This window comes from Pseudomonas sp. SDO5532_S415 (genome assembly GCF_054071155.1).
Genome location: NZ_JBSVWS010000002.1, coordinates 78,194 through 100,313, shown reverse-complemented (window position 1 = coordinate 100,313; position 22,120 = coordinate 78,194). Strand labels below are relative to the sequence as shown.

The following is a 22,120-nucleotide window of genomic DNA, read 5'->3' as shown; positions in this document are numbered from 1 at the left end:
ATAAGGCTCAGGCCAGTAACTTGGCGCAGAGAAATGGCCGGTGACCTTGGTCAGTCCAGGCGTTGGTTGCGAGGCTGTACATCAAGATTCGGGCATTGGCGTAGTCGACGGCCAGGGCGCAGCCACCGCCGGTTGAGGCGTTATGGCAGTTCATCGCGAAGGGGTTCAGCGAGATGTACTCCCCAGCCCCAAGCAGTTTGCCAATGCCCCAGATGTAACGGCGCCCAACGGAAAGCACCTCGTCACCGAGATAAGCCCAGTTGCCGGCGGCGTGGGTCACCACCACCGCAGGGACTCCGCTGTCATAAACCAGCGCACCATCGGGCCCCCATAGCCGCATGCCGTACGTCGCTGTCCCCATCGAGGCCCAAGCCGCGACGAAATACAGACCGCTGAGACTGGCATTGACTACCGAGGCCTTCATTGAAAACCCGGTCCAGTTTCCCGGGCCGCCGGTGAACCACACCGATATCGGGACCTGCATCACACCGGCATCCGGACGGATGAAGACTATAGGAGGATCCCCGCTCGTTACGGGTCGAGCAAAAACGCCAGTGGCATCACCGCTACCGGCGTACGCCCCTTTTGTAAGCATGCACAACCGCGGCGCTTCGGAATCGATCTGAACAAATGCATTGTCGTTGATGCTTTGGAATCCATAGCTCATGTCGAAAACCTTATGGCGTAGCCCTTGGCGACAATCCTTGTCTGGCCAATGGAAGCGCCAGCGGAAGGGTTTTTTGGCAGGACAGTCACGACCCCTGCGCCAGTGGTGACATAGGGGTATGACTTCGTGTTTCCCAGGCCATCGTTCTCAGCGGATTGCACGTCCTGCGCTCTCGTCGGGATGATCATGAACACGCAGGTGGCCGGGTTGAACCCTGGAATGCTGATCGAGTAGCTGGGCACGGCTCCGCTGAAATCAATCACGCCCTGCCAGAGCACCTGGTAGGTGAACGAGTTGGTGTCCATAGCGAGCTGACCGCTCTCGTTAAAGACACGCAGGCCAAATAGAGCCATGAATTACCCCAAATAGCCGAGACGGACACGCAGCACGTTGTTTGCGTCGTAGACCGACACATTCAACGAGTTGATCACCAGACGACCCTGACCAGGGACGATACCGTTGATCTCCAGTGTTCCGTCTTTATTGAGAATCCAGCCTTGCTGGCCGGCGATGTAGTTGGTCGAGCTGATGTAGCTTCCAATCTTGGCGTTGGTGATGGTGCCGTCCTGGATGAACGCCGAGTTCATGAACACCTGCCCGCCTTGAACCGCAAACGGCACCGAGATGGCGCCGCCGGCGATGGTGTTGACGATGGCGAAGCGATCCGCACTCACCAGGAACTGGCTCTGGAAAACCCCATCGACGTTTTCAATGCCAAGCCCAATGCCCGCCGCGACATATTGCCCATTGGCGGTGACCGACATCTTCACCGACCACATGGTTCGCAAGTTGCCATCTAAGTCGGCGAAAGCCTCGGCGGTTTCCTGAATGGCTGACGTGTTTTCGCCCACCGTCGCCGTCAACTGGGTGATCGCCGTGGCGGTGGCTTCCTTTTCGGTGGCCACGACTTGTCGAAGATCGGTGACGTTCGCCTCGTTTTCCCCAACCGCGGCAGTCAGTGTGGTGACCTTCTGCGCCGTAGCAAGGTTTTCCGAGGCTCGGACCTTCTCTTCGCTGGCAATGGCGGCGGTACTGCTCCAGCCCTTCAGTGCATCGGCGAGGTCACCTTCTCCATCATCATCACGAAACGATGCGCGCAAAGCCTGAAACGCTGTGGCCTGAGCCGTAACGACACCATCGATCTCGGTAATATCAGCCGTGTTGGTTGCCACCTGCTGCGCCAGGCCGTTGGCCGTCTCGATCGTCTGGCCGACATCCAGCCAGTAAGTGGCATTGGGCGGCGGCGAGTTCAGTGGAACATCGCCAATCGCCTGATATATCCGCTTATCAGAAACCACCAGGTCGCCTTCAACGTAGGTGACATCAGGGTCGTATCCACTCAACCCATCCAGCGCATCAATCTGCGCCTGCAGGTCCGGGATCTTGCCGATCTCATCCAGAATGTCTTGGCCGAGTTCCGTCCGGCCAATCTCGCCTGCGATCATCTCCAGAATTGCCGCTGCATCCGCACTCGATTGACCCTGAACACCGATGCCCACCGGATACCAAGGACCGATGTTGCCGATCCGATCCACCAGGCGAGCCCAGAAATAGAAGGTCACGCCTGCACGCAAGCCCAGCATCGAGAAATCGCTTTGCGGATAGGACAAGTCCGTCAGCTTGATCGCGGCTTCAAGACTGGTCGTCGGGCTGTACCAGATTTCCGTCCGCTGGGTGTCCTCGGCTCCAGCCGGGAACCCCCATTTCAGATAGATGCCAAACAGTAGCGGCGTTGCCGTGAGGTAAGCCACCGCCGGCGGCAATCCCTGCTTGCCGCTGAGGTGGGTCAAGATCGAGTTACGCCAGATCGACGAGATGTCGAAGGCACTCACCGCGCGGACGCGCGCCACGTAGGCGCCGGCGTATATGCCGACCACGTCTACGCTGGTCATGCCGGTGCGCTGCAGCTTGATCCAGTTGCCACTGTCCTTGCGCCACTCGATGTCGTAGCCAACCGCACCCGGTACCGCGGGCCAACTGATGGTCATCGTGGCCACGGCCAACCCTTGGGAAACAGCCGAAGTAGATGTCAGCGAGACACTGGCCGGCGCAGGCACGACGGTGATCGGAATCACGCTGATCGGCCGTTCTTCCAGACGGGCGCCGGTATCGATGAAAGCAAATTTGCTTGGCTCGTACTGGAGCGCGCTAATTTCGAAGTCGCCATCGACTGTGCGCTTGGTTCGCAGCACACGATAGAGTGGGATTGCCAGATCATCAGCATCGAGCGCCCACTGCAGCTGCGGCATCGGCGCTTCGCTGTACGCCACTGTTACGGTGACGGCTCGGCCATTCACACTTTGAACAGTCCGACCTTCGGCGCGGCCACCCGGTAAGTTGATGATAAGCCGATCACCGGCTTTGGCCTGGGTGTCGCGATCAAGCGTCACGACGCGGCCAGCCGCCGCGGAGATCCGCCCACCCACTTCACGACCGGCGAGCAACGAATCCGCCACTGGGATGATGTGGCCCGGCAGCGGGATCACACCCTCCATGCCGGTCTTGAACGAAATGGTGCGGTCTTGGTTGTTGCTGAGGATCGCCCACTTACCCCGGCGCTGGGCCTCGGATGCGCGGGTGCAGCCGATGGCACTCAGCTCTGTCGGCCGATCACCGTAACGGCGCTGCAGGTCCAGATCGGCGAACGGAATGACGTCGGTGTCGTAGTTGTTCGCTGGGTTGTCGTAGCTCACTAGCGCGCGGGTGTACCTGGTCTTGGCCGACGCGCTGCCGTAGGAAAACTTGCCATCGATCACGTTGGCCCGGGTGAACACGTAGTCGAAGTCCTGGGCGCGCGGCATGTCGGCCTGCATCACCAGCTGGCCCTGCGCCCAGTAAGTCATGCCGCGGTAAATCCCGGCGATGTCACGCAACAGCGACCAGGCATCGGCCTTGCCCTGCAGGTTCATGTCGCACAGGAAGCGAGGCTCCAATCCGCCAAGGCCATTAGGCACCATCTGGTCTGCGTATTGCGCGATCCGGTAGAGCTCCCATTTGTCGACCATAAACGGCTTGATGCGCTTGCCCAAGCCGAAACGGTCCTCGGTGCACACGCCGTAGGTGACCCAGGCCGGGTTGTTGGTCCAGGCCTGCTTCATGGTGCCGTCCCACGTACCGGTATAGGTGCGCAGGATAGGGTCGTAATTGCTCGGCACCTGCCATTTGCGAGCGCGGCACTTCACGGTAACGGCCGGAATGTTGGTGAACTGCTCGGCGTCGAACTCGATGTAGAGCAGCGCGGTGTTCGGGTAGCGCAGCTTGGCGTCGATCACTTCAGTGATGCCGGCGATCAGCATGGTGTCGGCGATCTTGTTGCTGTTCTGGTTCGGTGTCAGGCGGCGGACGCGGATCTGCCAGCCGGTGGTAGCGTCCGGTAGATTGATGCGCGGCGAGCGCTCATAGCGCGTGGTGGTCTTGCCATCCACGGCATCGACCAGCACCTGCTGATAAGCGCCACCGTCGGTGGCCACGTCGATGGCGTAGTCGATGCGGTACCCGACGACATTGCCTTCATCGTCCTGACGTTGCAGAGCGGGCCAAGCGAGGCGCACGCGCGCGGCGGACAGCTGAATGTTGGTGAGCGAGCGCACCCAGGGCGCGTCGCTGCGCAGCTCGACGTTGAGCGAGGTTTCATTTTCCACCGACGGAATGCCAGGGATGTAGGTCTGATCGATGGAACCAGAGCGCCAGTCCCACTTGACGTTGGGGAAGTTGACGTTGCCGCTGGCATCGCGGATCGGCGTGTTGTCCAGGTAGATGTCGTAATCGGTCGGGACTTCATCGAACTCACCCTCACCCACGGCGATCAGCAGCTTGGCCACGTTGGTCGAGCGCAGGCTATCGCTGGCTTCGGTCTGTGACTTCGGCTTGCTGCTGCCGCCCTTCTCGCCGTGGATTTCGATCATCTGTGCTGAGCCCATGCTTTCCTCCAGGCGTAAAAAAACCGCCTCTTGGGCGGCCTGCGTGCTGCGTGGTGGTTTACGCTTTGTCTTGGGCGTAGATCGATGCCGAAATGATCATGCCACCCCACCGGCGTTCGCCGATGCAGATTGGTACCGGGTTGCCACTGGCTGTGGTGTTCTTGGCGCTGCCGAAGGCGTAGGACGGGGCGTTTTCTGGTGAGGAACTTTGTTTCAGGCCTGACGCTTGAGGGCTGAGCATTTGGATGACACCGCCAATAACCATTGCCGCGCCAATCTGGTAGAGAAATGGAGACGCGGCGGCAAAAGGCGTAAACGAAAGGACGAACGCGGCAGCAATGAGGACAGACCCAATAACAGTTTGCAGGGCTCCCGCCCTCTTGCTGCCGGTGATCACAGGCACTATGCGCAACTCCCTGGTCCCACCGAGTTCGAATCCATCTGCACCGACGTTCCTTCTATTGCGGAATATCGCAAAGGTCAGCCCCAATCGCTCAAGCCGCTTTAACTCTTCAGCAAACCCATCGATGGTTGCATTCAGCGCTCGGAAAACCTCCGCAGTGGTTCCGCCATCAAGAAGATATGACCTGCTGCGGAAGAATTTTTTTGCCAACGAGCCCGAAAACATAACCTTGGTCGTGGGGGTGTAGGTGATGGCTGAGCACATGCCCTTCTCCAGACATTAAAAAACCGCCCGTAGGCGGCTAATTCAAAGCGTTGTGGGGAGTATATCTATCTGCCCATCACCGCCGGTAAATACACGATATTTTTTAACGACGCCGTCCTTCACGATAGCCTCGCGCTCAATGCGCGCAGCTCCCATAGAGCAGATGCCAGAACCGGTATATGCCGCCCCCAGTGACACTGAATCAAGCGACAAATAGAACGATGCCTTCTCACCCGGGTCGAGCTTGGCCGCCTGCTTGCCGTCAATAAAAACCGCCATCGAGCAAAGACTGCCGGTATGTCCAGAGTCACGGATCACTTGAAGAGTGCCATAGGCTCCAGATGGCTTGCTTTGATACGCCACCACTTGGCTCAGTGGCGCCTGGCGCGCCTCACTGGATGGTGTGGGAGAAGTTGCGCACCCCGCCAACAGCGCTAACGCCAGCGCCCCTACGATAAATTTCATGCAGGTCACTCCTGTGGGAAAGGGTGCACTGTACCCCGACACTGTTCGGGCATCCAGCGTGGATGAAAGGACAGTGGAAAATTCGGATCCAGCCATAGTAGCGTTCTGAAACCATAGCCATTCACGCGTATTCAAAAATGAATTTAGAAGAAATTGTGGAAAACCTCGATGTACAAGCCGGTGTAAACACCGCCGTTATCGAAATTCTCAAAAGACTTTCGTGGACAATTACAGCAAGGCTTCCCGCAGAATTCCGTTCAGATTTTCAGGAGATGATTGCCGACCTTTCTAAGGACGAGGTAGTCACCCAGGAGCTCTCAGATCTACAGAAAGAAGCGTTCGACGAAGTAGTCGATGTTGTCGCCTCAACCATCGAGCAAGCCAACAGTAGCTTCAAGTAAAGGATTCCCCAGTCCTTTGCCTGCAAGCCCAAGGACTGGGATAGCGCCAATTTCGGCGCGCTTATGACCTGGAGGTCAATGTGAGCGGAACACCACCTGGATTTACAAGGAACGATGCTTTCAGCCTTGGACTCATTAAAACGATCCAAGCACTTACCGCAGTAGTCTATCGAGACGCACCAGAGAGAGATAAATTGGAATCTCAGCTCAGGACCTATCTGGCATCCGACACTGGATTGACCCCAGAGATGCACGACTTTTACAAGTCGCCTATTGAGGGTGCTCTTTTGGTTATCGAAGAGATAAAGGCAACACAACCAAAGGGCTAAGCTTCGTTTGACTTATCTGACATTGCAGATAATTAAGCACGGCTTGTGCATTGTCGATAATCACTGCGTCGACAATGCGCACCTGGCCATCAACAGTCACTTCAAAAGGCTGATTCATAAACTCTCCCGCGGCGCGGCCGCATCATTGGATTGATTGTGCATCTTTGTGCCTGAGGATCAGGCGCGCCCTATCGAGCCATGGCCCGCCGAACACAATTACTTCCGATGGCCTGCCGTACAGATGGTGCAGCAGGAATGGACCAGGGCCGAAGGTTGCCGCATCCTCACCAGGCAGTGCTGGATCAGTGCCGAGAAAAACCCCCGCATGGTTCGGGTAAACCGTCCGCCCCACTTCCATCACGATCATGTCACCGCGGCGTGGCTGGTCGACCTTGTAAAAGCCGGCAGCCTCGTAGTTCGCCTCGTACAGGCTGGTGCTGTCCTTGCTTTCCCACCAGCCATCGGCACGCTTGAAGGCTTCAAATTCAAGGCCCCACTCGCGTTTGTACCAATCGGCGCAGACCTGCCAACAGTCCCATGCACCGTGCACAAATGGCCGCTTGAGCAATGGAACATCGCCGGATGGCATGACTGTGCGCAAGTCACCCTCGGGCCAGCTAAGGATGTGCCAGGGCAGCCCAGTCGCCTCACACATGGCTAGGTCCCGCGGCGACGGTCGGCTTTTAGCGTCCGGGTGCGAATGAACAATGCCGATCACTTCGCCGACGTCTTCCGCTGCGGCGTATTCCTCGGGATCGATTCGAAATTCTTCGTTTGGCTCGGAGGCGACGTTTCGACACGGGTAATACTGCTGCTTGCGGCCAATGCCCAGCAGCAGCCCGCAGCACTCTTTCGGGTACTCGGCCGTCGCGTGAGCCTGGATCGCGTTCAGGATGTGCTTGCGCATGGTCAGCTCCGGGCAATCAGTGAAACGGCTGGGAAGCCACCGAACGGCAGCGGGTTGCCTTCGCCGAAACGCGGGATGCACCCTCGCCCCAGGGTGGCATCGCACTCGTCCAGTTCCGGGTTGTCGGTGACCACTCCATCCTTCGTGACATATGGCCCGGTGTAGCCGCAGTTAGGCCCGCGGTAACCGCCAGTGAGGCACCAGTGGCAAAGCGTCGTTGCCTGCCGGCCGATGGACTCGCTGCCGACGTCACCGGGGCTGGCCAACTCCCAGCTGACCGTCTCCCCGTCCTCGTTCGTTTTCTGGTCGATGTACCAGACCTCGATCGTCTCTTGGGTTGGGTCCGCAGTCGGGTTGCCGGCAGGGAAGTTCGCCGCGTCGAGATATGTGCCCAGCGTGTGGCGCATCGTCAACTTGAACTCGAGCAGATCGGCGAACGCCAAGCAGAGCGCAGTGATACGTCCGTTGACGTTGCCGACCGACAGCGTTGGCCGGACCGCCGTGCCGTCACCGTTCGCCTCGATGCCATCGATTTGCATGGGCCAGGCGCTGTATTCGTTGCCCTGCCAGTAGATCGCCTTCGCCGGAAGTTGGTCGGCGTCAGCACCGGCGGCGATCAGCTCAGCTGGCGTGTGCGGGATCGCATGCCCGTGGAAGCGCAACACATCCGCCCCATACTCCGTGCCGTCCAACTCAAAGAGCAGCACTTCGCTGCCAGGCTCAAGCACCTGGATGTCACTGATCAGTGGCATGGTTGCCCCTTATGGTTGGAACGCACGGTCAAAAGTGGCCGTGAGTTTGAAAACGCCACCGCCCACAGGAGTGGGCGCCGGGTTCTTGCAGGTGAAAAGTCCGAGCTCACCGAGCGGCGTCGCCCAGAGAAACGCTTTCGCACCGGCATGCCGATCCAGAAACCCCATGATTTCGACCACTTTGGCCTTCGACCCGGTGAAGGAAATCGGATAGGAGTCTTCTTTGTTGTTGGGGCCGTCGCCAGCATTCTGCGTATAGCCGCTGCCAAACTTCGAAGTCCGCACCCGATATGTAATCTCGGGTGAACTCCCGCGCTCTGTTGGCCAGGTGAATGTCTCGATTGCCATCAGGCCCTCCCATTGACGTTACGGAAGCTGGTACCACCCGGCCGCCACGATTCGGCTACAGCTTTTTCGGCTGCGGCCCTCATCTGCGTTTGAAGGTTTTGTGTCAGTGCCTGCTGATCGAGCTGCATCCCTTCAGAACTTCGATCTTGGGTGACAACGCTGACCGGCGCGTTGATGCTGATTCCGCCCTCTCCGCCGCCTCCACTCATTGCAGCAATACGTGCGCCGGAAGTAAGCGGAGTGACGCTACCGCCATTCGCGCCGGTCATGAGAAAAGACCGGCCGCCCTCGTTGTAGAGCTCCGGACCGAGCTCGTTGACCTCGTACAAGGAGTTAGGCGCGACCGGTCCGCCGGCTGCCCTGTACCCAGAAAAATCGACGTCGGAGTATCCGGCCTGGGTAGATCCCGCTGACGACGGCGTCGAGCCACTACCAGCGAAGTAACCAGTAGCCGCGCCGACCAGGCTGCCCAGCAGCGCAGAGCTGGCCTGCCGTGTGGCGATTCGCGCCATATCTGCGAGGATCGACTTCGTGAAGTCGGCGAACGACAGTTTCCCGGTCATGGCGAAGTTGACCACCGCATCCTCCATCGAACTGAACGCATTGGTGAACAGACTCTTCGTCTGCCCCGCGACATCCCGCGCCGATTCCAAGTAGTTCTGCCACGCTGACGATGCGCCGGCGCTCCAGTCACCCTGAGCAGCCGTCATGTCGTCGTAGTTGGCCCGCACGGTGTCGTGCAGGTCCTGCTGGGTAGCTTTCAGCGCTGCCAGCTTCTGTGTGTACTCGTCGAGGCTCATACCACGCGAGCCGTCGCCGTATTGGTTGGCCAGTTCCAGACGCTGCTGGTTGAAGCGGTCGTCGATTCCGTTCTGCTGATCAGTCAGCCCCCGCTGCCGGTCACCCTGGCCGAGGCTCGAAGCTGCGCGCAGGCCCTGCTGCCGAAGCGTATCGACCTGCTGCTGCAGGGCGCTTGTGTATGTGTTGACGGCCAGGGTCTGCTTGCGCAGGCGTCCCTCTTCGTTGGTAGCGATGATCGCCAGTTCGCTGTCACTGTCTTGCTGAGCCTTGACCATAGCGGTTCGGGCGTCGGCGATCTTCTGGTCAATCTGGATTATCTGGGCGCCAGTGGAGCCCTTCTTGGCCTTGGCCGCTTCGAGCGCATCGATCTCCGCCTGGTAGCCCTGGGCAACTTCGTCGGCCTGCTGCTTCAACAGGCCGATCCGCTGCTCGGTGTAACTGGCTTGGCTGATCACGCCAGCTCGCTGGGAAGCCTCCAGTTCTTTATCGGCGTTTTTGTAATAGGCCAGGGTTTCGGCCAAGGCGTTTTTCGCGTTGTTGAAGCCAGTGGTGTCAACGCTGCCAGCCGGCGTCTTGGCGTCTTTGAACTGGTCGTTGATGTTCGCAATATTCTTATCGATGGCGGCTTGATTCAGCCGAGGATCAGTCGGAGCGACCTTGCGAATGTCGTCGAGCTCTCGCTTGTAGTCCTTCAGTGCCTCGGTGCGCTTTTGCTCATTGCTCAGAGCGGATTTAGTCCGCGCATCGACTTTGCCCATGGCAATAACTGCATCACCCTGGGCTTTCGCTTGCTCCCCTTCCCACTTCGCAATATCGGCTTGGGCTGCTTTTTCATCTTCCAGCATGTTCAAGCGGTTGCGCCTGAACTCGATCAACGCATCCTTGGACTTCTGGCTCTGGAACAAGCCATCCATGTTTTCTGCTTCACGGAGATCGTTTTGCGCGGTCTCAATTTCCGAGTTGATATCGCGGCGGCCGATGTTCTTCAAATTGTCAGCCGCGCGCGCAACAGCGTTGTAACCCTCCTCCCAGAAACTCAGGTTTTCGAGGATCTTTGGCGTGCGCTCGTTGATGGCGTCGGCGTATTGCTCGGTTGCCAGCTTGACCGCGCCGGCGTGGTCGCCCTGCTTCTCCAGCGCGGCGATCTGCGAATAAACCGACGCAGTCAGGTAATGGTATTGCTCATTCAGCGCAGCCGAGGCCTTCACTGGGTCGTCGGCCAACTTGGAAAACTCAGCGACCGTTTCGCTGACTGCCTTGCCGGTGGCCTCCTGCATCGACACGGCAGCCTGGGTAATTCCGGCGAAGCTCTCGCCGGCGATCTTCCCGTTTCCCGCCAGCAGTGCGAGCACTTCGGCCGCCTGCCCGGTGGTGCCTACCGTGGCGCTCACCTGGCGAGCCATATCGCCCAACTGCGCAGCGCTCACACCTGCGGAATTGCCAGTAAGGATCAATCCCTTGCTGTATGCGTCCTGTTCTTTGCTGCCCTTGTAATAGGCAACGGCCAGAACGCCGACGGCAGCAGTGGCCAGGGCGATCGGGGCAAGTACAGCCAGCAGTCCGGCGGCGGAGGCTCCCGCACCGGCACCCAGTTGTGCCACGGCACGCACACCACTTCCCCAGTCACCAGACGACAACGCATTGCCAAGCTGGATGACGTTTTCCTGAGCCTGGCGAGACCCAAGGCGAAGTTTGTCGAAACCGGTGGCCGTTTTCTCGAGCGCCGCATAGTTGCCGTCAATCTTGCCAAGGGCAGCGTTGTACTGGTCCTGACTGATGCGACCAGCATCGAGGTGCTTGCCCAGCTGTTCAACTTGAGTGTCCAGCTTGGCTATGGCCGCCCGGGCCGGGTCAATTGCGCCTAGCAGACTATTCAAGGCCTTCTGTTCGTCCAGTGTGGACTTGGCCAGCGCCGCCTGCTGCTTGTCGAGCTGAGAGGTGATTTTGGTGAATTCAGCTTCGCCATAGGCACCGGTCTTGGTTAACTTCGCCAGGCTCTCACGCTGCTTGGCCAGTTCCTGCGTGGAGGTCGCGCCTTTCGACAGCGACTTCTCCAGCGCCTCCATCTCTTTCATCAGGCCGACGGCGGACTGCTCAGCTCGATCACCAGCCTTGGTCAGCTTGTCGAGATCGGTCGCAGCGTTGGCGGCATCAGCCGAATCGACCTTTATGCCGAGTTCTGCAATGTTCATCGACTCACCTTGAATAAATGCCCGTTGTCACGGGCTGTTGTTGCGCGCTTCAGCCATTACCGCGATGGCTTCCGATTCCATGACGCGGATGTCCTGGAATACGCCGGGACGGTCCTTCGCCGGGATGCCAACCAGTTTCATCACGTTGGGCAAAACGGCGTAGTCGAGGCCGGTCGCGCCGCATGCGCCTGTGCGCCACTGAGTCCCCATCGAGTCCATGACAAGGAATGACGGCCAGTTGTCCGGCCAGACTTCGATGGTTTCGTCGTAGTCCTCTGGCGAAAAGCCGAACATAGCCATCTGCTCGGCAGATCCTTCTGACTCATACAGCGCACGGGCAACGGCCGTCAGTTTCCCAGGCGGGCCTTTCCGAAGGCTTCGCTGTAGGCCTTCACGACCGCATCCGAGACTCCTATACAGCTTTTCACCAGAGCAGTAATCGACTCGTCGTTGAGCTTGTCGCCGAAGCCCCACGACGCCACCAAATCCTTGATCTGGTCGACGCCCTGCTCGACCTCCGCCGCGGTAACTTCCGTGAGGGTCGGTTCAGTGCCCTTGAAGCGCTCTCCGATGGCGTCTGCTTTTGCCTTCCAGGAATCGAATAGCTCGGCCAGCTCGGTACGATCGCGATATTTGAACGTAAACGGCACCATTGCAGGCTTACTGCCCACCTGCGGGATGGCCACATCGACGGTGAACGTCGGCTTTGGCGCTATCGAAAACTTTGCCATGCGGCCCCCTTAGGCGTTGTAGCGGGTTGGGCGGGAGGCGAACGACAGAGTGATGGTCCGCGTCATGATGTTGTTGCGGCTCAGCGTTGGGGTCGCAGTGATCGACACATAGGCGTAGTAGTAGATCGTCGCGCCGCCCGGGAGATTTGCGCGAATCAAGCGCGGCTCTTTGTCTTCGTCGGCAGCCTCTACGAGTGCGACGTATGCCTGGGCCGGATCATCGGCAACGGGCAGGGTCATGCTGCTGGCCGATTTGGTGGTGGGCAGCTGACGATCATCGTCGTCTTCGAGGAAGCCATAGGTGAGGAACTGCTGTTCGCCACCGTTGGCCGCTGGCTCAGTGATTTGCGAGATCTGGGTCCAACCAGAAGCGGATCGAACCTTTCCTGCACCGGAGCCTGCCGGGTAACTCTTCACGCTGGTGGTGTCGATGCCTTCCGCCGCGAAATCACCAGTATCCGAATCGATAACGCGAGCCGGCCGACCGTTCAGCTTCGCCCAGGCGGATTCGATCACGATCACGTCGCCATCGGCCAAGCCATGGGCGGCAGCGGTGAGCACCGCGGGACTGGCATTGCTGATGGCGGTGAACGCTTTCGGGGCGCTCAGGGTTGCCGCAATCTCAAATGTGGTGCCGTTGGGAATCTTGACGCTCATGGGTTTTCCTCTTTGCAGAAATGACAGAACCCGCTCAATGGCGGGTTCTGGGTTTGCCCAACGGGCTGATTCAGTCGGTGTCGGCTCGGTACATGAACGAGACGGGCACGGTGAAAGCGGTGTCGTCAGGAATGCCAGGGCCGGGATCTACCGGGCTCATGGTCACTACGGTAAGCGCGCCTTTCGTGATTCGCTCGTACAGAGGGAACAGCGCGGCAATTTGGTCTGCTATTGCACCGGCGGCGCCGCGGTATTTACCGGAAGGCGTCACGATGCTGACCTGAAACACTCCGGTGTACAGCTTGTGGTCGCCGCCGAGCGTATTGCTGGCGGTATCAGCCGGGAGCGTGAAGGCTTTCAGGTAAGTCGCGCCGTTGACGGGTGTATACGCCTCGTTCTCGACGACGACCTTTAGTGGCACCGGCAAAGCCTTCGCCCAGTTGATCAACTTGGCCTCGTAGATCGAAGCGATGATGTTGTGGCTCATACCTGGTTGTTCCTGATGGCCTCCTGCACGATCTGCTGGAAGCGGGCCACAGTGATGCGGACCATGCCGCCGGGTGCCTGGGTCGAGTGTCCAAACTCAAGCGGAATCGCGTACGGCAGGTTGTTCACAATGAAGGCTGTCTCGCCGGCCTTGAATTCAATTGCCCCGTTGACCAGTCGGGCAGTAGCAGCCTCGCCGGTCGGGTCTGGATGGATGCGGAAGCTGTTGTCGAGGTAACCGATTGAGAAGTTCCAGTTCCCCCGGAACCGCCCACCGACGTAATCCTTGCCGGCGACCAAGCCGTTCACATTGAAGTTCTGGTCGCGCTCAGTCTTGGTCAGCGGCTTGGCGTATTTCACGCCGCGCTTCAACTTTCCGGCCTTCGTGAAATTGCTCTCGTCCAGATTGATGAGCGTGTTCCGCACAGCGACCTTGAAGTCATAGTCATCGGCTGCCCGAGTGTTGGATCCTCGATGCGCGACGTTCGCCGCCCAGATCTCCGGGTTTCCAACCGGTGACATTCGGATCACGCTGCTGCCAATCTCGATGATGATCTCGCGCAAGCTGGCGTCGATGGCTTCAGTAGCCTGGGCCGCGAACTCAGCGAGACTCAGAGCGAAGCTGCCGGACTGCCCGGCACCCGCCCGGCTCATGACCGCACCTGCAATTCGTACAGAATGGGCGTGCCGGCTGGGTTGATCTCTTTCAGCGGCGGGACAATTGACCAGGTGCGGCCTTGGATGATGACCTTGTTCAGCAGGTCAGGCACCCACTCCAGCCCCCGCGCGGCGATCTTCAGTTTCTTGTCGCCCTGCTTGATCAGACTGTTGTTCTGGAACTCCTGCCCGGTGAAGTCGAGCAGGATGCCCTGTGCAGTCTGATCAGTAACCGTGTCGGGCGGTGCCGTCCCGGTGTCGGGGTCATACTCGCCGACAGTGATTGCCCGGATGGTCACGCTCTGGCCAAACTCTGTGATCATCTCCAGAGCCATCACGGCCATTTCGTCGTAGAAGGCCATGGCGGCTCCGTTTCATCTATGCGCGGACGGCGAACAGGCCCCGCTTCTGTAGGTAATCAGCGAACTGTGTAGCGCTCGGCCGATCCGGCGCCGCCGGCAGCAGCCGCCCGCTGGTGTTCGGGACCGTCGCGTATTCGCGAGTTACTGCCCCCTCAACACGCTCGAGTGTCACCGCGCCTTTGCGCTTCTCAATCGGATCGATGTCGTCCTGATGGATCTCGGCGGCCAGGGCCATCTGGCCATACTGAATACGCGCAGGCAGGTAGTTGTCGGGCTTGATCTCCTGATCCAGCTCGACGCCGCGGCGTGGCCAGGACAGTGCCTGCTCGCTGTTGGTCTTGCGCCCTTTCCACGTCTTGCCATCCATCGCCAAGGCGGCCCGGCGCAGCAGCGCTTCTTGCGCAGGCTCTTCCGCAGGAATGACGACGCCGTACTTCACCGCGTAAAGCGTCAGATCCTCGGTGGATGCGTAGCTTTCGGCGCCAGGCTTGCCAGTGCCGTCCTCGATGATCAGTGCCATGTGTCAGCTCGCTGTGTTTTTGGAGATCAGGCGCCGGTTACCCGGAGCCCGAAAAGTTAAGCCTTGGGCAGTTCAGCAACCGCCTTTTCCAGCGATTCTACCGAAGCGTTTGCCCGATATTGCACGTTGGCCGCGTCGAGTTGCGCTTTGAGGGCTGCGATCTTCTCGGCATTGTCAACGGGCTCCGCTGCCGCCTTGAGGCGTTCGATTTCAGCGCGGAGCAATTCGACCTCGCCCGCCAGAGTATCGCGTTCACCCTCGATGGTGACGACACCTTCGTGGATGGCTTTCAGCGCATCGAACAAGCGGATCGGTAGTTCGCCAGCACCCGGATGTTCCAGCTCCGACAGGCCTTCGGCCGCGTTGATCAGCAACACGATGCCGTCACGCTCCGCACTCAGCTTGTCGATCAGCTCCTGCAACGCAGCCGCATCACTGTCTTGATTGTCGATCAGCATTACCGACGCCGACTCAACCTGTCGAACCGTCACCTCCGGAACATCGTCAGCCTCATCCTCGCGGCTTCCGGTGGCGTTCGCGTCGACAATGCGCAGACCGTTTTCCTTGGCCAGCGCCTTCACATCTTCCTGGTACTGGTGGAATGGACCGGGCAAGTACCAGATGTTTTTATTGCTCATGATCATTACCTCGTCGAGCCGGGCACGTCGCCCGGCTCAACATTCAGGAGTTACTTGGAAGCGTCACCGATCAGAGCCACACCGGCGGTGTGCTTGATGCTGGTGGCAGTCTTGTCCCAGTTGGTACCGGTCGCCAGTTCGGCGTCGGTTGGCGACTTGCCGCCGGTGGTGGTGTCCCAGGTGTAACCCTTGAGGCCCAGGCCGAAGGTGTAATCGGTCTGGAGCGTGGTTTCGATACGCTCTTTGCCGTTGGTGGTCTGGACGTTGCTGATGATGTCGCGGCCGTCGTGGACCAACGCCGCGCCCTGCACCAAGGACAGGATGATTTCCTTGTTCGGGGTGCCGGCCTGCATCAGCGCTGGCGCGTCCGTCACAACCGAGATCTTGCCAAGGATGTCCACGACGCGAACGTTGCCCGCCTGGAACAGCTGCTGCTGGTTTGCCAGGTTCTGACCGACCAACTTGTGATAGCTGGTGCCCTGCATCACCTGGGTGACCAGGTTCTGGCTCGCGTCGCCGAACTTCGCATGGGCGTTGTTCAGACCAGCGTAGGTGATGCCTTCGGTAGCCGACACGTCGTTGACAGCGGCGGCCTGGGCGGTGATCGCTGCAACCAGTGCAGCGATTGCGGTGTTCAGTTGGTCCTTTAGCAGGATCTCAGCGAACGCGCGGCTCGCGACTTCGACGCCCTGGGCAGTTGGGCGCTCCAGCCAGGTCATCTGCGATGGCTCGTAGCGAATCGGACCGAAGCCGCCGGCTACCTTCACAGAGGTGTTCTTCAGCTCGGTCAGGTCGGTGGCAGCAACAGCGGCGTTTGCACTGTAACGATCCACTCGACGCTGGGCAGCCGCCAGGGTCTGGAAGAACGACTCTTGGAGGAAGTCGCCCGTGAAGCCGTCCGGAGACAGCACGATCGCACCGCGGCTTGCGGCGTTGAAAGAGGCGAGATACTGATCCAGCGTCTCGAGAGTCGCCGGCATGATGTATTCGTTGAAAACCTGCATTTGCGACAGGGACATGAGTTATTCCTTACGATTGAGGGAGATCCGGGAACCGGCTCGCGATTGCGGCCGTGCGTTCCTCTTTGGTGCCGCCGATTTTTCCTTTTGCGGCCCCGCCGCCACCTCCAGCACCAGCGGCCCCGCCGCCCGATGCCTTGCTACCCGCGATCAACGGCGCGAACGCCGTGTCGTTTGCGAATTCCGCTTTCAGCTCATCCAGCGTTGCCGCCGAGAGCTTGCCCTGAGGGTCGAGCACGACAACCACAGGCTTCCCATCGCGCTGCTCGACGCCCAAGCGGCGCTCAATGTGCGGCAACAGGGCTTTTGCGCTGCCTGGGATTGCCAGAGCAGACGCGATATCAGTAGCGGTACGGCCGACAGTCAGATCCCGGATCTGTCCATGCGCCATAGCGCGCTCCTGCTCCAGCGTGCCGCTCAGCTCAGCTTCGCGACGAGCGTATTTCTCGGACCAGGACTTCTCGAGCTCTTCGACGTTGCCGGACTTGCGAGCGGCTTCCTCGCGATCGAGGCGGGCCTGCTCTTCAGCATCCTTGCGCGCCTTATCGGCGGCCTTCTTCTCGTCCAGAAGCTCCTGGACTTTGGATTTCAGGCCGGATACGTCTTCTGGTTGCGGCAGGCCTTCGATACCGAGGACAAACTTGCCTTCCTTCTCGGTGTATAGCGATTTAACGGAGTCATCGAGACCGTCAAGAGTGTCCAGCTGATATTTCAAACCCATTTGCTTGTCTCCCAGAGACGATTTGCAGGCCCTGCCCGCAGATATGAAAAAACCGGCTCATGGCCGGCTTGTAGAATTCGAAGCTGGATCAGTCGATCAACTGCCAATCATCGGCGAGCATGTCCGTCTGCGAAGCGAGCCAACCTGCCACCAACTTGTTGTCGGCGGTTTTCATGCAGATGGTTGATACAAACTCTGGCTCTCCCACGTACTCACCGAAGCCGTATTTGAGGCCTGATTGCAGCTCGCTCGCTTTGATCAGATAAAGGAACATGCCTTTACCATTCCAGCCGGCACGAGCAACGCGCTTACCAATCTTCAGCGCTTCTACGGCAAGACCGAAGCTCATTCCGCTCGTTGCGCGGTAGGCCTTATCGAACTGCTCCTTTGGCGACCAGCTGATGTAGCCGGCGTGGTCTGGATGGTTCGGAGCACCGCCGTCGGTGTACTCGACCAGGTAACCATCATCCGCACCATTCTCGTCGGCGGGCAGGCTCCAGCCCCGGTATTCGTTGTAGGCGAGCCTGGTCATTGCCAGCGCCAGGATAATTTTGGTACCGATGTAGTGCTTGCTCATGCGTGTCTCCTGGTTAATTGATCCCCGCGCGCTCGAACGCCAAAGGCTCAAGCGCCTTCATCTGTACGAGGGTTAGAGGTGAAAAGTTGCGATCAAGCTGCAGCTCAGCAAATCGCTCAACAGTCAGTCCGCCATCGCGAAACAGCTTCGCCCGGACCGGGCCGATGGCTTTGTCTTGAAACGCCGCTGGCTGCTGCTTAAGCCAGTCGTAGTAGCTGAGGTCTGCCCTCACCTGCTGAGCGCCACCATCGCCGATGGATGCCCGGGTGGCGTCCTTGGCGAACAGGGCGCTGAAGCGCGTCACCGCTACCACCGTCGAGCGGCAGTTGATGTGGATCGGAGGCCGCGGCCCCTCGGTCAGCTTGAACCGGCGCTTGTCGAGCGTTCGGCACTGGCTGGTCGTCTTCGAATCCAGGGTGCTGACCCATTCCACCGACTGCACGACGTCGCTGTTTTCCTTCAGCGTCTCCATGCGCGCCTGGGTGGCGACGTGCTGTACCGCCGTCCGCACTACGGCACCGGCGTTCCGGCTGGTCGTGGCCAGGATGCCGTCGTTGTACTGGAGTGCCTTGGTCCCGCGAATGTTCTTGATGATCTGGAAGTTGGTTTGGCCTTCGAAGAAGCCCTGCCGGATCGCGCCAGTGAGGCGTTGTCGCTCGGTGGCGGTGAAGCCATCGATGAAGGTCTTGAGCAGCTTGCCGCCATCTGCGCCGCGCACGCTGAGCGGGTTGCTGAGGATTGCCGCCCTGATCGCGGTAGCGCCAGGCACCGCCGCATCAAACGAGACGCCCACTGGTGCCGCTCGGGTCAGGCTGGTCGCTTCGAACTCGGCCTCGTAATTGGCAATGTCCACCAGGTCGAGGTTCAGCTTCTCGCTGTAGCGTTCGAAGATGCCCAGCAGCAGGCTGTCCACCTCGCTCAGCAGTCGCTCCAGCCGAGCAACGGTGTAATCCGTCAGATCGGTCCGGGTCAGCCGCTCCCGTATCGAGCGGTCGATCTCCTTGAGGAATGGCGCAAACTTCGCAACCTCTCCCGACTTCAGTTGCTCGAGGAAAACAGCGTGCCGAATTGTGGCATCAAGGATCGCCTGGTTTACCGCCATTCGGGATTACCTCGTCGTCATCCAAGTCAGGCCCGGGGTTCTCGGCTTCCAGTTCGTCGCGGATCTTGTCGTCGGTCTTTTCGGGATCGATAACCCCGCGATCACGCAGGTACTGCCAGAAGTCGCCCGCCGGCAGCTTGCCGCCCTGCACTGCGTTAAACAGTGCAGAAAGGATCGTCGCGTCCAGGGTGATCTGGCTGAAGTCCTGATCGAGCTTGTAGAGCGCTTCGCCGGGAGCGTTCACGAACTCAGCCATCCAGACCAGACACTGGCTGTAGGCCTCGCTGACGTTGCTCACCACCAGCGATAGGACGCTGTGTTCGGCTGCGCTGTCGTTATCAGCCTGGGTCGCAGTCTTCACCGCGCTGCCGCGCTCGATCAGCCTGGCGCCGAGCGACACCATGTCCTCTTTCTTGGCGTCCATGGCCTCTTTGGCCACGGTGTTTGGCTGAGCCTGCCAGACGCCGCACGTGCCGCTGACCGGTAACAGCCAGGGTGCACGGGAGCCGAGGAAGATGCCGTTCTTCTCCATGTGATCACGCCACTGCTCATCGAGCCCCGCCATCCACGGTTGAGGCTGGCCCACAAGGTAAGCCGCCTCTTCGTAGTCAGCGCTGTTGCGATAGTGGCCGACGTTGACTTCGGCCATGTCGTACAGCGGCGAATCATCGATAGTCGTGTCGTTGTTCTCGCTACCCAGAAACTGAAACGGGATCACGCGCCACGGCTGACCAAGGCCATTCAATGGGGTGAAGGGAGCGATGATCATTGCCGTTTGGCTGGAACCCTCTTCCCATACTTCTTGCGTATAGACGCCGGAGGCATCCAGACGGAGCACGCGGTATTGGACGATCTGCTCACTACCAAAGCCGTCATCAGTGTCGACGTCGACCGTCTCGCGCAGCACGACAAGGCACAGCTGGTGCTGCCCGCCGACCTGGCGTGTCTTCCAATTGATGATTGCCTCGGCCGGGTAGCTGGCGACGTTCGCTCGAGCCCGGCCGGCTTGTTCATCCGCCTTGCTCACCGTGCCTGCCTGGACAGCCGCGTAATCCACCAGCAGTCCGTGGCGGCCAACTTCGAGCAGATGCCCAATGATCGATTGCGACTGCTGGTAGATGCTCACACCCTGACCGTCAATGTCCTTCGACACGTAGTCAAGAGCTCCTGGAACAGTCAACGTTGGCCAAGTGCGAAACACCGCGCCAACCAGACTGTGCTTCGTCCGGCCCGTGGCGTTGTAGAAGACAGCGCGTTTCTTGTACGCGTCGTAGCGGTCCCGGTTGTCCTGGCTGGTGTCCGATGCGTTCGGCCGCGGCAGATATCGGTCACCAGCAGCCTTGATGGTTTCCGAACCTTTGCAGACGTCGCGCACCAAGCGCCAGCGGTACTGCGCCGCGTCGTACTCAGGACGGGTAAAAGTGACGTCCGTCATCGGGCGACTCCCATTTTCATTGAGGTGACCGGCTTCACGATCGGGTACTCGCGGTGGATGAAGTAACCGCCGCCGTCGTTGGCGTGGTCGTTGCCTTGGCTCTTGTCCGGCTCACCATTGGGCGCCCAGATCTGTTGCTCAAGACCGTCTGCATAAGTCGGACAGGTGAATGGATTGACCAGGTAGCGCCGCTCGCCCTGCGCGTTACAGAACATGGCGTTCATGGCGTTGATCCGGTCCTTCACCGGTGGGTTAGCCGCCGGCGCGATGATTGCGAAACCGGCCTGTTTAAGCATGGCCAGGTCTGTGACGCTGGCGTTGACCGACTTGCGCGAGTCGCCCGAGGCGTCCGGGTATATCCGGATCTCGCAGGTTTTCTCATAGTCGTTGCCGTTGTGGCGCCAGTAGCGCTCCTTGATGCGGCGGATCATGTCCGGCGTGTCGTAGCCATCCATCAGCTCATCCACGGCGCGCGGCAGACCCTGGTCACGTTTGACATGGGTGATCGCCGCCATCTTGCCGACGTTGAAGTCCATGCCAATGAAAAGTGGTTCACCGGGCTGCACAGTGTCGAAGCACTGATTCAGCTTACGGTCGTACGCGTGGTAGATCGAACCGGACGTCAGGTTGACGAATTGGCCATTGAGGTATGCGCGGATCAGCTGCTCGGGGTACGACTCCATCAGCGATGGGATGTAGTCGTCCGGCAGGTTCAATTCGTTGTCGAACGTGCTGGCCTGAATCAGGCCGTACATATCCTTCAGCGCCGGCTTGTCACGCAACTGCTTCACGAACTGGAGGAAGACGAACTTGAAACCTTCCGGCGTCGTGGTTACATCCACGCCGTTCTTCAGCCCGCTCAGGTTGTAACGCATCCGAGCGATGATCTTGCGCCAAGCCTGCTGTGCCTTGAGCGACGTCAACACGTCCAGCTCATCCACCAGGGCGTGGCCGATCTTGAAGCCGACGATTGTCTGCGGCTTCTCCATCGAGCGGCAGATCACAGTGCCGCGATACTGCCGGCCACTGTAGATGTGAACCTCATGGTTCGCCTGATTGATCTTGGTCTTCAGCCCCCAGTCGTAGGCCACCTCTTCCATCGTCGGATAGAAGATGTCGCGAATCTGCGGGTAGGTCGGTGCGAAGTAGCCAGCGTTGACGCCTGGCCACTCCATGAAATGCTTGCTCAGTGCCGAGCATCCCACCCAGGTCTTCCCTGAGCCGAAGCCAGCAACGAATGCGCGAAACTTGTGAGGCAACAAAAGGAACTGCGACTGCGGAACGTTAAGGCTCGGCATTCGGCTTCCTCGCATCCACAACATCCACCTGGATACGGGTCGGGATCGCCGGCTCGTCGTCAGGTTCGTCCTTCCGATTGCGGTTGACGTAGATGTCGCCGACTTCCTTCGCGGCCTGCTCCAGAATCTGCATGGCCAGGCCGATATTCTTCATCGTCTCGGCCCGCTCGACAAACCGGCCAAGTGCTCGGAGCCTGAACGCACGATTGGCGATCGGAATCTCGGCTGTCTCCTCACGGAAGCGCTTCCGGGTGTCGTGGAACAGGGTCACCCACTTCCCTGCCAGATTCACACCAGCGCGCTTGGTGGGGTCGTGCTGCTCCACCTGTTGCCGTGTCACATCAACATCGAATTCTTGCTTCACCGCTTGCGAGACTTGGGTCGGGGTGTCGAAGCACGCCAAAGCCTGAACGATGAAGGCTTTCACATCGTTTTTCAGGGCTGCCATAGATTGGTTTCCGTCTCATA

The 22,120-nt window shown here is 59.5% G+C and carries 26 protein-coding genes; 1 reads left to right on the top strand and 25 read right to left on the bottom strand.

What is annotated here, in order from left to right:
- Nucleotides 1-7 precede the first annotated feature (7 nt).
- The 5 genes from ACW9HW_RS01920 to ACW9HW_RS01900 form a co-directional block, all read right to left on the bottom strand.
- Entirely contained in the window at nucleotides 8-484 is a 477-nt protein-coding gene (locus ACW9HW_RS01920; RefSeq protein WP_457397898.1) for a hypothetical protein, read from the bottom strand.
- Between the two features lie 179 nt (nucleotides 485-663).
- Nucleotides 664-1,020, bottom strand: coding sequence for a hypothetical protein (locus ACW9HW_RS01915; protein ID WP_457397895.1), 357 nt, complete (start codon nucleotides 1,018-1,020; stop codon nucleotides 664-666).
- A gap of 3 nt (nucleotides 1,021-1,023) precedes the next feature.
- Entirely contained in the window at nucleotides 1,024-4,587 is a 3,564-nt protein-coding gene (locus ACW9HW_RS01910) for a host specificity protein J (RefSeq protein ID WP_457397892.1), read from the bottom strand.
- A gap of 58 nt (nucleotides 4,588-4,645) precedes the next feature.
- Nucleotides 4,646-5,254, bottom strand: a complete 609-nt coding sequence (locus ACW9HW_RS01905; RefSeq protein ID WP_457397890.1) for a tail assembly protein — start codon at nucleotides 5,252-5,254, stop codon at nucleotides 4,646-4,648.
- A gap of 42 nt (nucleotides 5,255-5,296) precedes the next feature.
- Nucleotides 5,297-5,719, bottom strand: coding sequence for a hypothetical protein (locus ACW9HW_RS01900; protein ID WP_457397888.1), 423 nt, complete (start codon nucleotides 5,717-5,719; stop codon nucleotides 5,297-5,299).
- Nucleotides 5,720-5,856: 137 nt separating this feature from the next.
- Between ACW9HW_RS01900 and ACW9HW_RS01895 the strand changes: the two genes are divergently transcribed.
- On the top strand, nucleotides 5,857-6,120 hold the full coding sequence (locus ACW9HW_RS01895) for a hypothetical protein (RefSeq protein WP_457397885.1): 264 nt from the start codon (nucleotides 5,857-5,859) through the stop codon (nucleotides 6,118-6,120).
- Between the two features lie 291 nt (nucleotides 6,121-6,411).
- On the opposite strand, the gene ACW9HW_RS01890 is transcribed toward ACW9HW_RS01895, so the two are convergent.
- The 20 genes from ACW9HW_RS01890 to ACW9HW_RS01795 form a co-directional block, all read right to left on the bottom strand.
- Nucleotides 6,412-6,567, bottom strand: coding sequence for a hypothetical protein (locus ACW9HW_RS01890; RefSeq protein ID WP_457397883.1), 156 nt, complete (start codon nucleotides 6,565-6,567; stop codon nucleotides 6,412-6,414).
- A gap of 24 nt (nucleotides 6,568-6,591) precedes the next feature.
- Nucleotides 6,592-7,356, bottom strand: coding sequence for a C40 family peptidase (locus ACW9HW_RS01885; RefSeq protein WP_457397881.1), 765 nt, complete (start codon nucleotides 7,354-7,356; stop codon nucleotides 6,592-6,594).
- A 2-nt stretch (nucleotides 7,357-7,358) separates the two neighbouring features.
- Nucleotides 7,359-8,108: a phage minor tail protein L gene (locus ACW9HW_RS01880; protein ID WP_457397878.1), complete on the bottom strand. Its 750-nt coding sequence runs from the start codon at nucleotides 8,106-8,108 to the stop codon at nucleotides 7,359-7,361.
- Nucleotides 8,109-8,117: 9 nt separating this feature from the next.
- Complete coding sequence (locus ACW9HW_RS01875; protein WP_457397876.1) at nucleotides 8,118-8,456, bottom strand: phage tail protein; 339 nt, start codon at nucleotides 8,454-8,456, stop codon at nucleotides 8,118-8,120.
- Nucleotides 8,456-11,449, bottom strand: coding sequence for a phage tail tape measure protein (locus tag ACW9HW_RS01870; RefSeq protein WP_457397874.1), 2,994 nt, complete (start codon nucleotides 11,447-11,449; stop codon nucleotides 8,456-8,458). The genes ACW9HW_RS01875 and ACW9HW_RS01870 overlap by 1 nt, the downstream gene beginning before the upstream one ends.
- Before the next feature lie 27 nt (nucleotides 11,450-11,476).
- A complete protein-coding gene (locus ACW9HW_RS01865) occupies nucleotides 11,477-11,749 on the bottom strand; it encodes a DUF1799 domain-containing protein (RefSeq protein ID WP_457397871.1) in 273 nt (90 codons plus the stop codon).
- A 47-nt stretch (nucleotides 11,750-11,796) separates the two neighbouring features.
- Nucleotides 11,797-12,180 carry a phage tail assembly chaperone gene (locus tag ACW9HW_RS01860; RefSeq protein ID WP_457397868.1) on the bottom strand — a complete coding sequence of 128 codons (384 nt, stop codon included), beginning with the start codon at nucleotides 12,178-12,180 and terminating at the stop codon, nucleotides 11,797-11,799.
- Between the two features lie 9 nt (nucleotides 12,181-12,189).
- The gene (locus ACW9HW_RS01855) at nucleotides 12,190-12,837 is read right to left on the bottom strand and encodes a phage tail protein (protein ID WP_457397866.1); all 648 of its coding nucleotides are present in this window, start codon (nucleotides 12,835-12,837) and stop codon (nucleotides 12,190-12,192) included.
- 70 nt (nucleotides 12,838-12,907) lie between these two features.
- Nucleotides 12,908-13,324, bottom strand: a complete 417-nt coding sequence (locus ACW9HW_RS01850) for a phage tail terminator-like protein (RefSeq protein WP_457397863.1) — start codon at nucleotides 13,322-13,324, stop codon at nucleotides 12,908-12,910.
- Complete coding sequence (locus ACW9HW_RS01845; protein WP_457397860.1) at nucleotides 13,321-13,977, bottom strand: hypothetical protein; 657 nt, start codon at nucleotides 13,975-13,977, stop codon at nucleotides 13,321-13,323. The genes ACW9HW_RS01850 and ACW9HW_RS01845 overlap by 4 nt, the downstream gene beginning before the upstream one ends.
- Nucleotides 13,974-14,342: a hypothetical protein gene (locus tag ACW9HW_RS01840; protein WP_457397857.1), complete on the bottom strand. Its 369-nt coding sequence runs from the start codon at nucleotides 14,340-14,342 to the stop codon at nucleotides 13,974-13,976. The genes ACW9HW_RS01845 and ACW9HW_RS01840 overlap by 4 nt, the downstream gene beginning before the upstream one ends.
- 16 nt (nucleotides 14,343-14,358) lie before the next feature.
- Nucleotides 14,359-14,862 (bottom strand): DnaT-like ssDNA-binding protein, encoded by a 504-nt coding sequence (locus ACW9HW_RS01835; RefSeq protein WP_457397854.1) that lies wholly within the window; start codon nucleotides 14,860-14,862, stop codon nucleotides 14,359-14,361.
- A 56-nt stretch (nucleotides 14,863-14,918) separates the two neighbouring features.
- Entirely contained in the window at nucleotides 14,919-15,500 is a 582-nt protein-coding gene (locus ACW9HW_RS01830) for a hypothetical protein (protein ID WP_457397852.1), read from the bottom strand.
- 50 nt (nucleotides 15,501-15,550) lie between these two features.
- Nucleotides 15,551-16,519 (bottom strand): major capsid protein, encoded by a 969-nt coding sequence (locus ACW9HW_RS01825; RefSeq protein WP_457397849.1) that lies wholly within the window; start codon nucleotides 16,517-16,519, stop codon nucleotides 15,551-15,553.
- 10 nt (nucleotides 16,520-16,529) lie between these two features.
- Nucleotides 16,530-17,240 carry a hypothetical protein gene (locus ACW9HW_RS01820; protein WP_457397846.1) on the bottom strand — a complete coding sequence of 237 codons (711 nt, stop codon included), beginning with the start codon at nucleotides 17,238-17,240 and terminating at the stop codon, nucleotides 16,530-16,532.
- An 88-nt stretch (nucleotides 17,241-17,328) separates the two neighbouring features.
- Nucleotides 17,329-17,817, bottom strand: a complete 489-nt coding sequence (locus ACW9HW_RS01815) for a DUF2829 domain-containing protein (protein WP_457397843.1) — start codon at nucleotides 17,815-17,817, stop codon at nucleotides 17,329-17,331.
- A 13-nt stretch (nucleotides 17,818-17,830) separates the two neighbouring features.
- Nucleotides 17,831-18,919: a minor capsid protein gene (locus ACW9HW_RS01810; RefSeq protein ID WP_457397840.1), complete on the bottom strand. Its 1,089-nt coding sequence runs from the start codon at nucleotides 18,917-18,919 to the stop codon at nucleotides 17,831-17,833.
- Nucleotides 18,894-20,354: a DUF4055 domain-containing protein gene (locus ACW9HW_RS01805; protein ID WP_457397837.1), complete on the bottom strand. Its 1,461-nt coding sequence runs from the start codon at nucleotides 20,352-20,354 to the stop codon at nucleotides 18,894-18,896. Before ACW9HW_RS01805 ends, ACW9HW_RS01810 begins: the two co-directional genes overlap by 26 nt.
- Nucleotides 20,351-21,652, bottom strand: coding sequence for a terminase large subunit domain-containing protein (locus tag ACW9HW_RS01800; RefSeq protein ID WP_457397834.1), 1,302 nt, complete (start codon nucleotides 21,650-21,652; stop codon nucleotides 20,351-20,353). The genes ACW9HW_RS01805 and ACW9HW_RS01800 overlap by 4 nt, the downstream gene beginning before the upstream one ends.
- Nucleotides 21,639-22,100, bottom strand: a complete 462-nt coding sequence (locus ACW9HW_RS01795; protein ID WP_457397832.1) for a DUF2280 domain-containing protein — start codon at nucleotides 22,098-22,100, stop codon at nucleotides 21,639-21,641. Before ACW9HW_RS01795 ends, ACW9HW_RS01800 begins: the two co-directional genes overlap by 14 nt.
- Nucleotides 22,101-22,120: the final 20 nt, after the last annotated feature.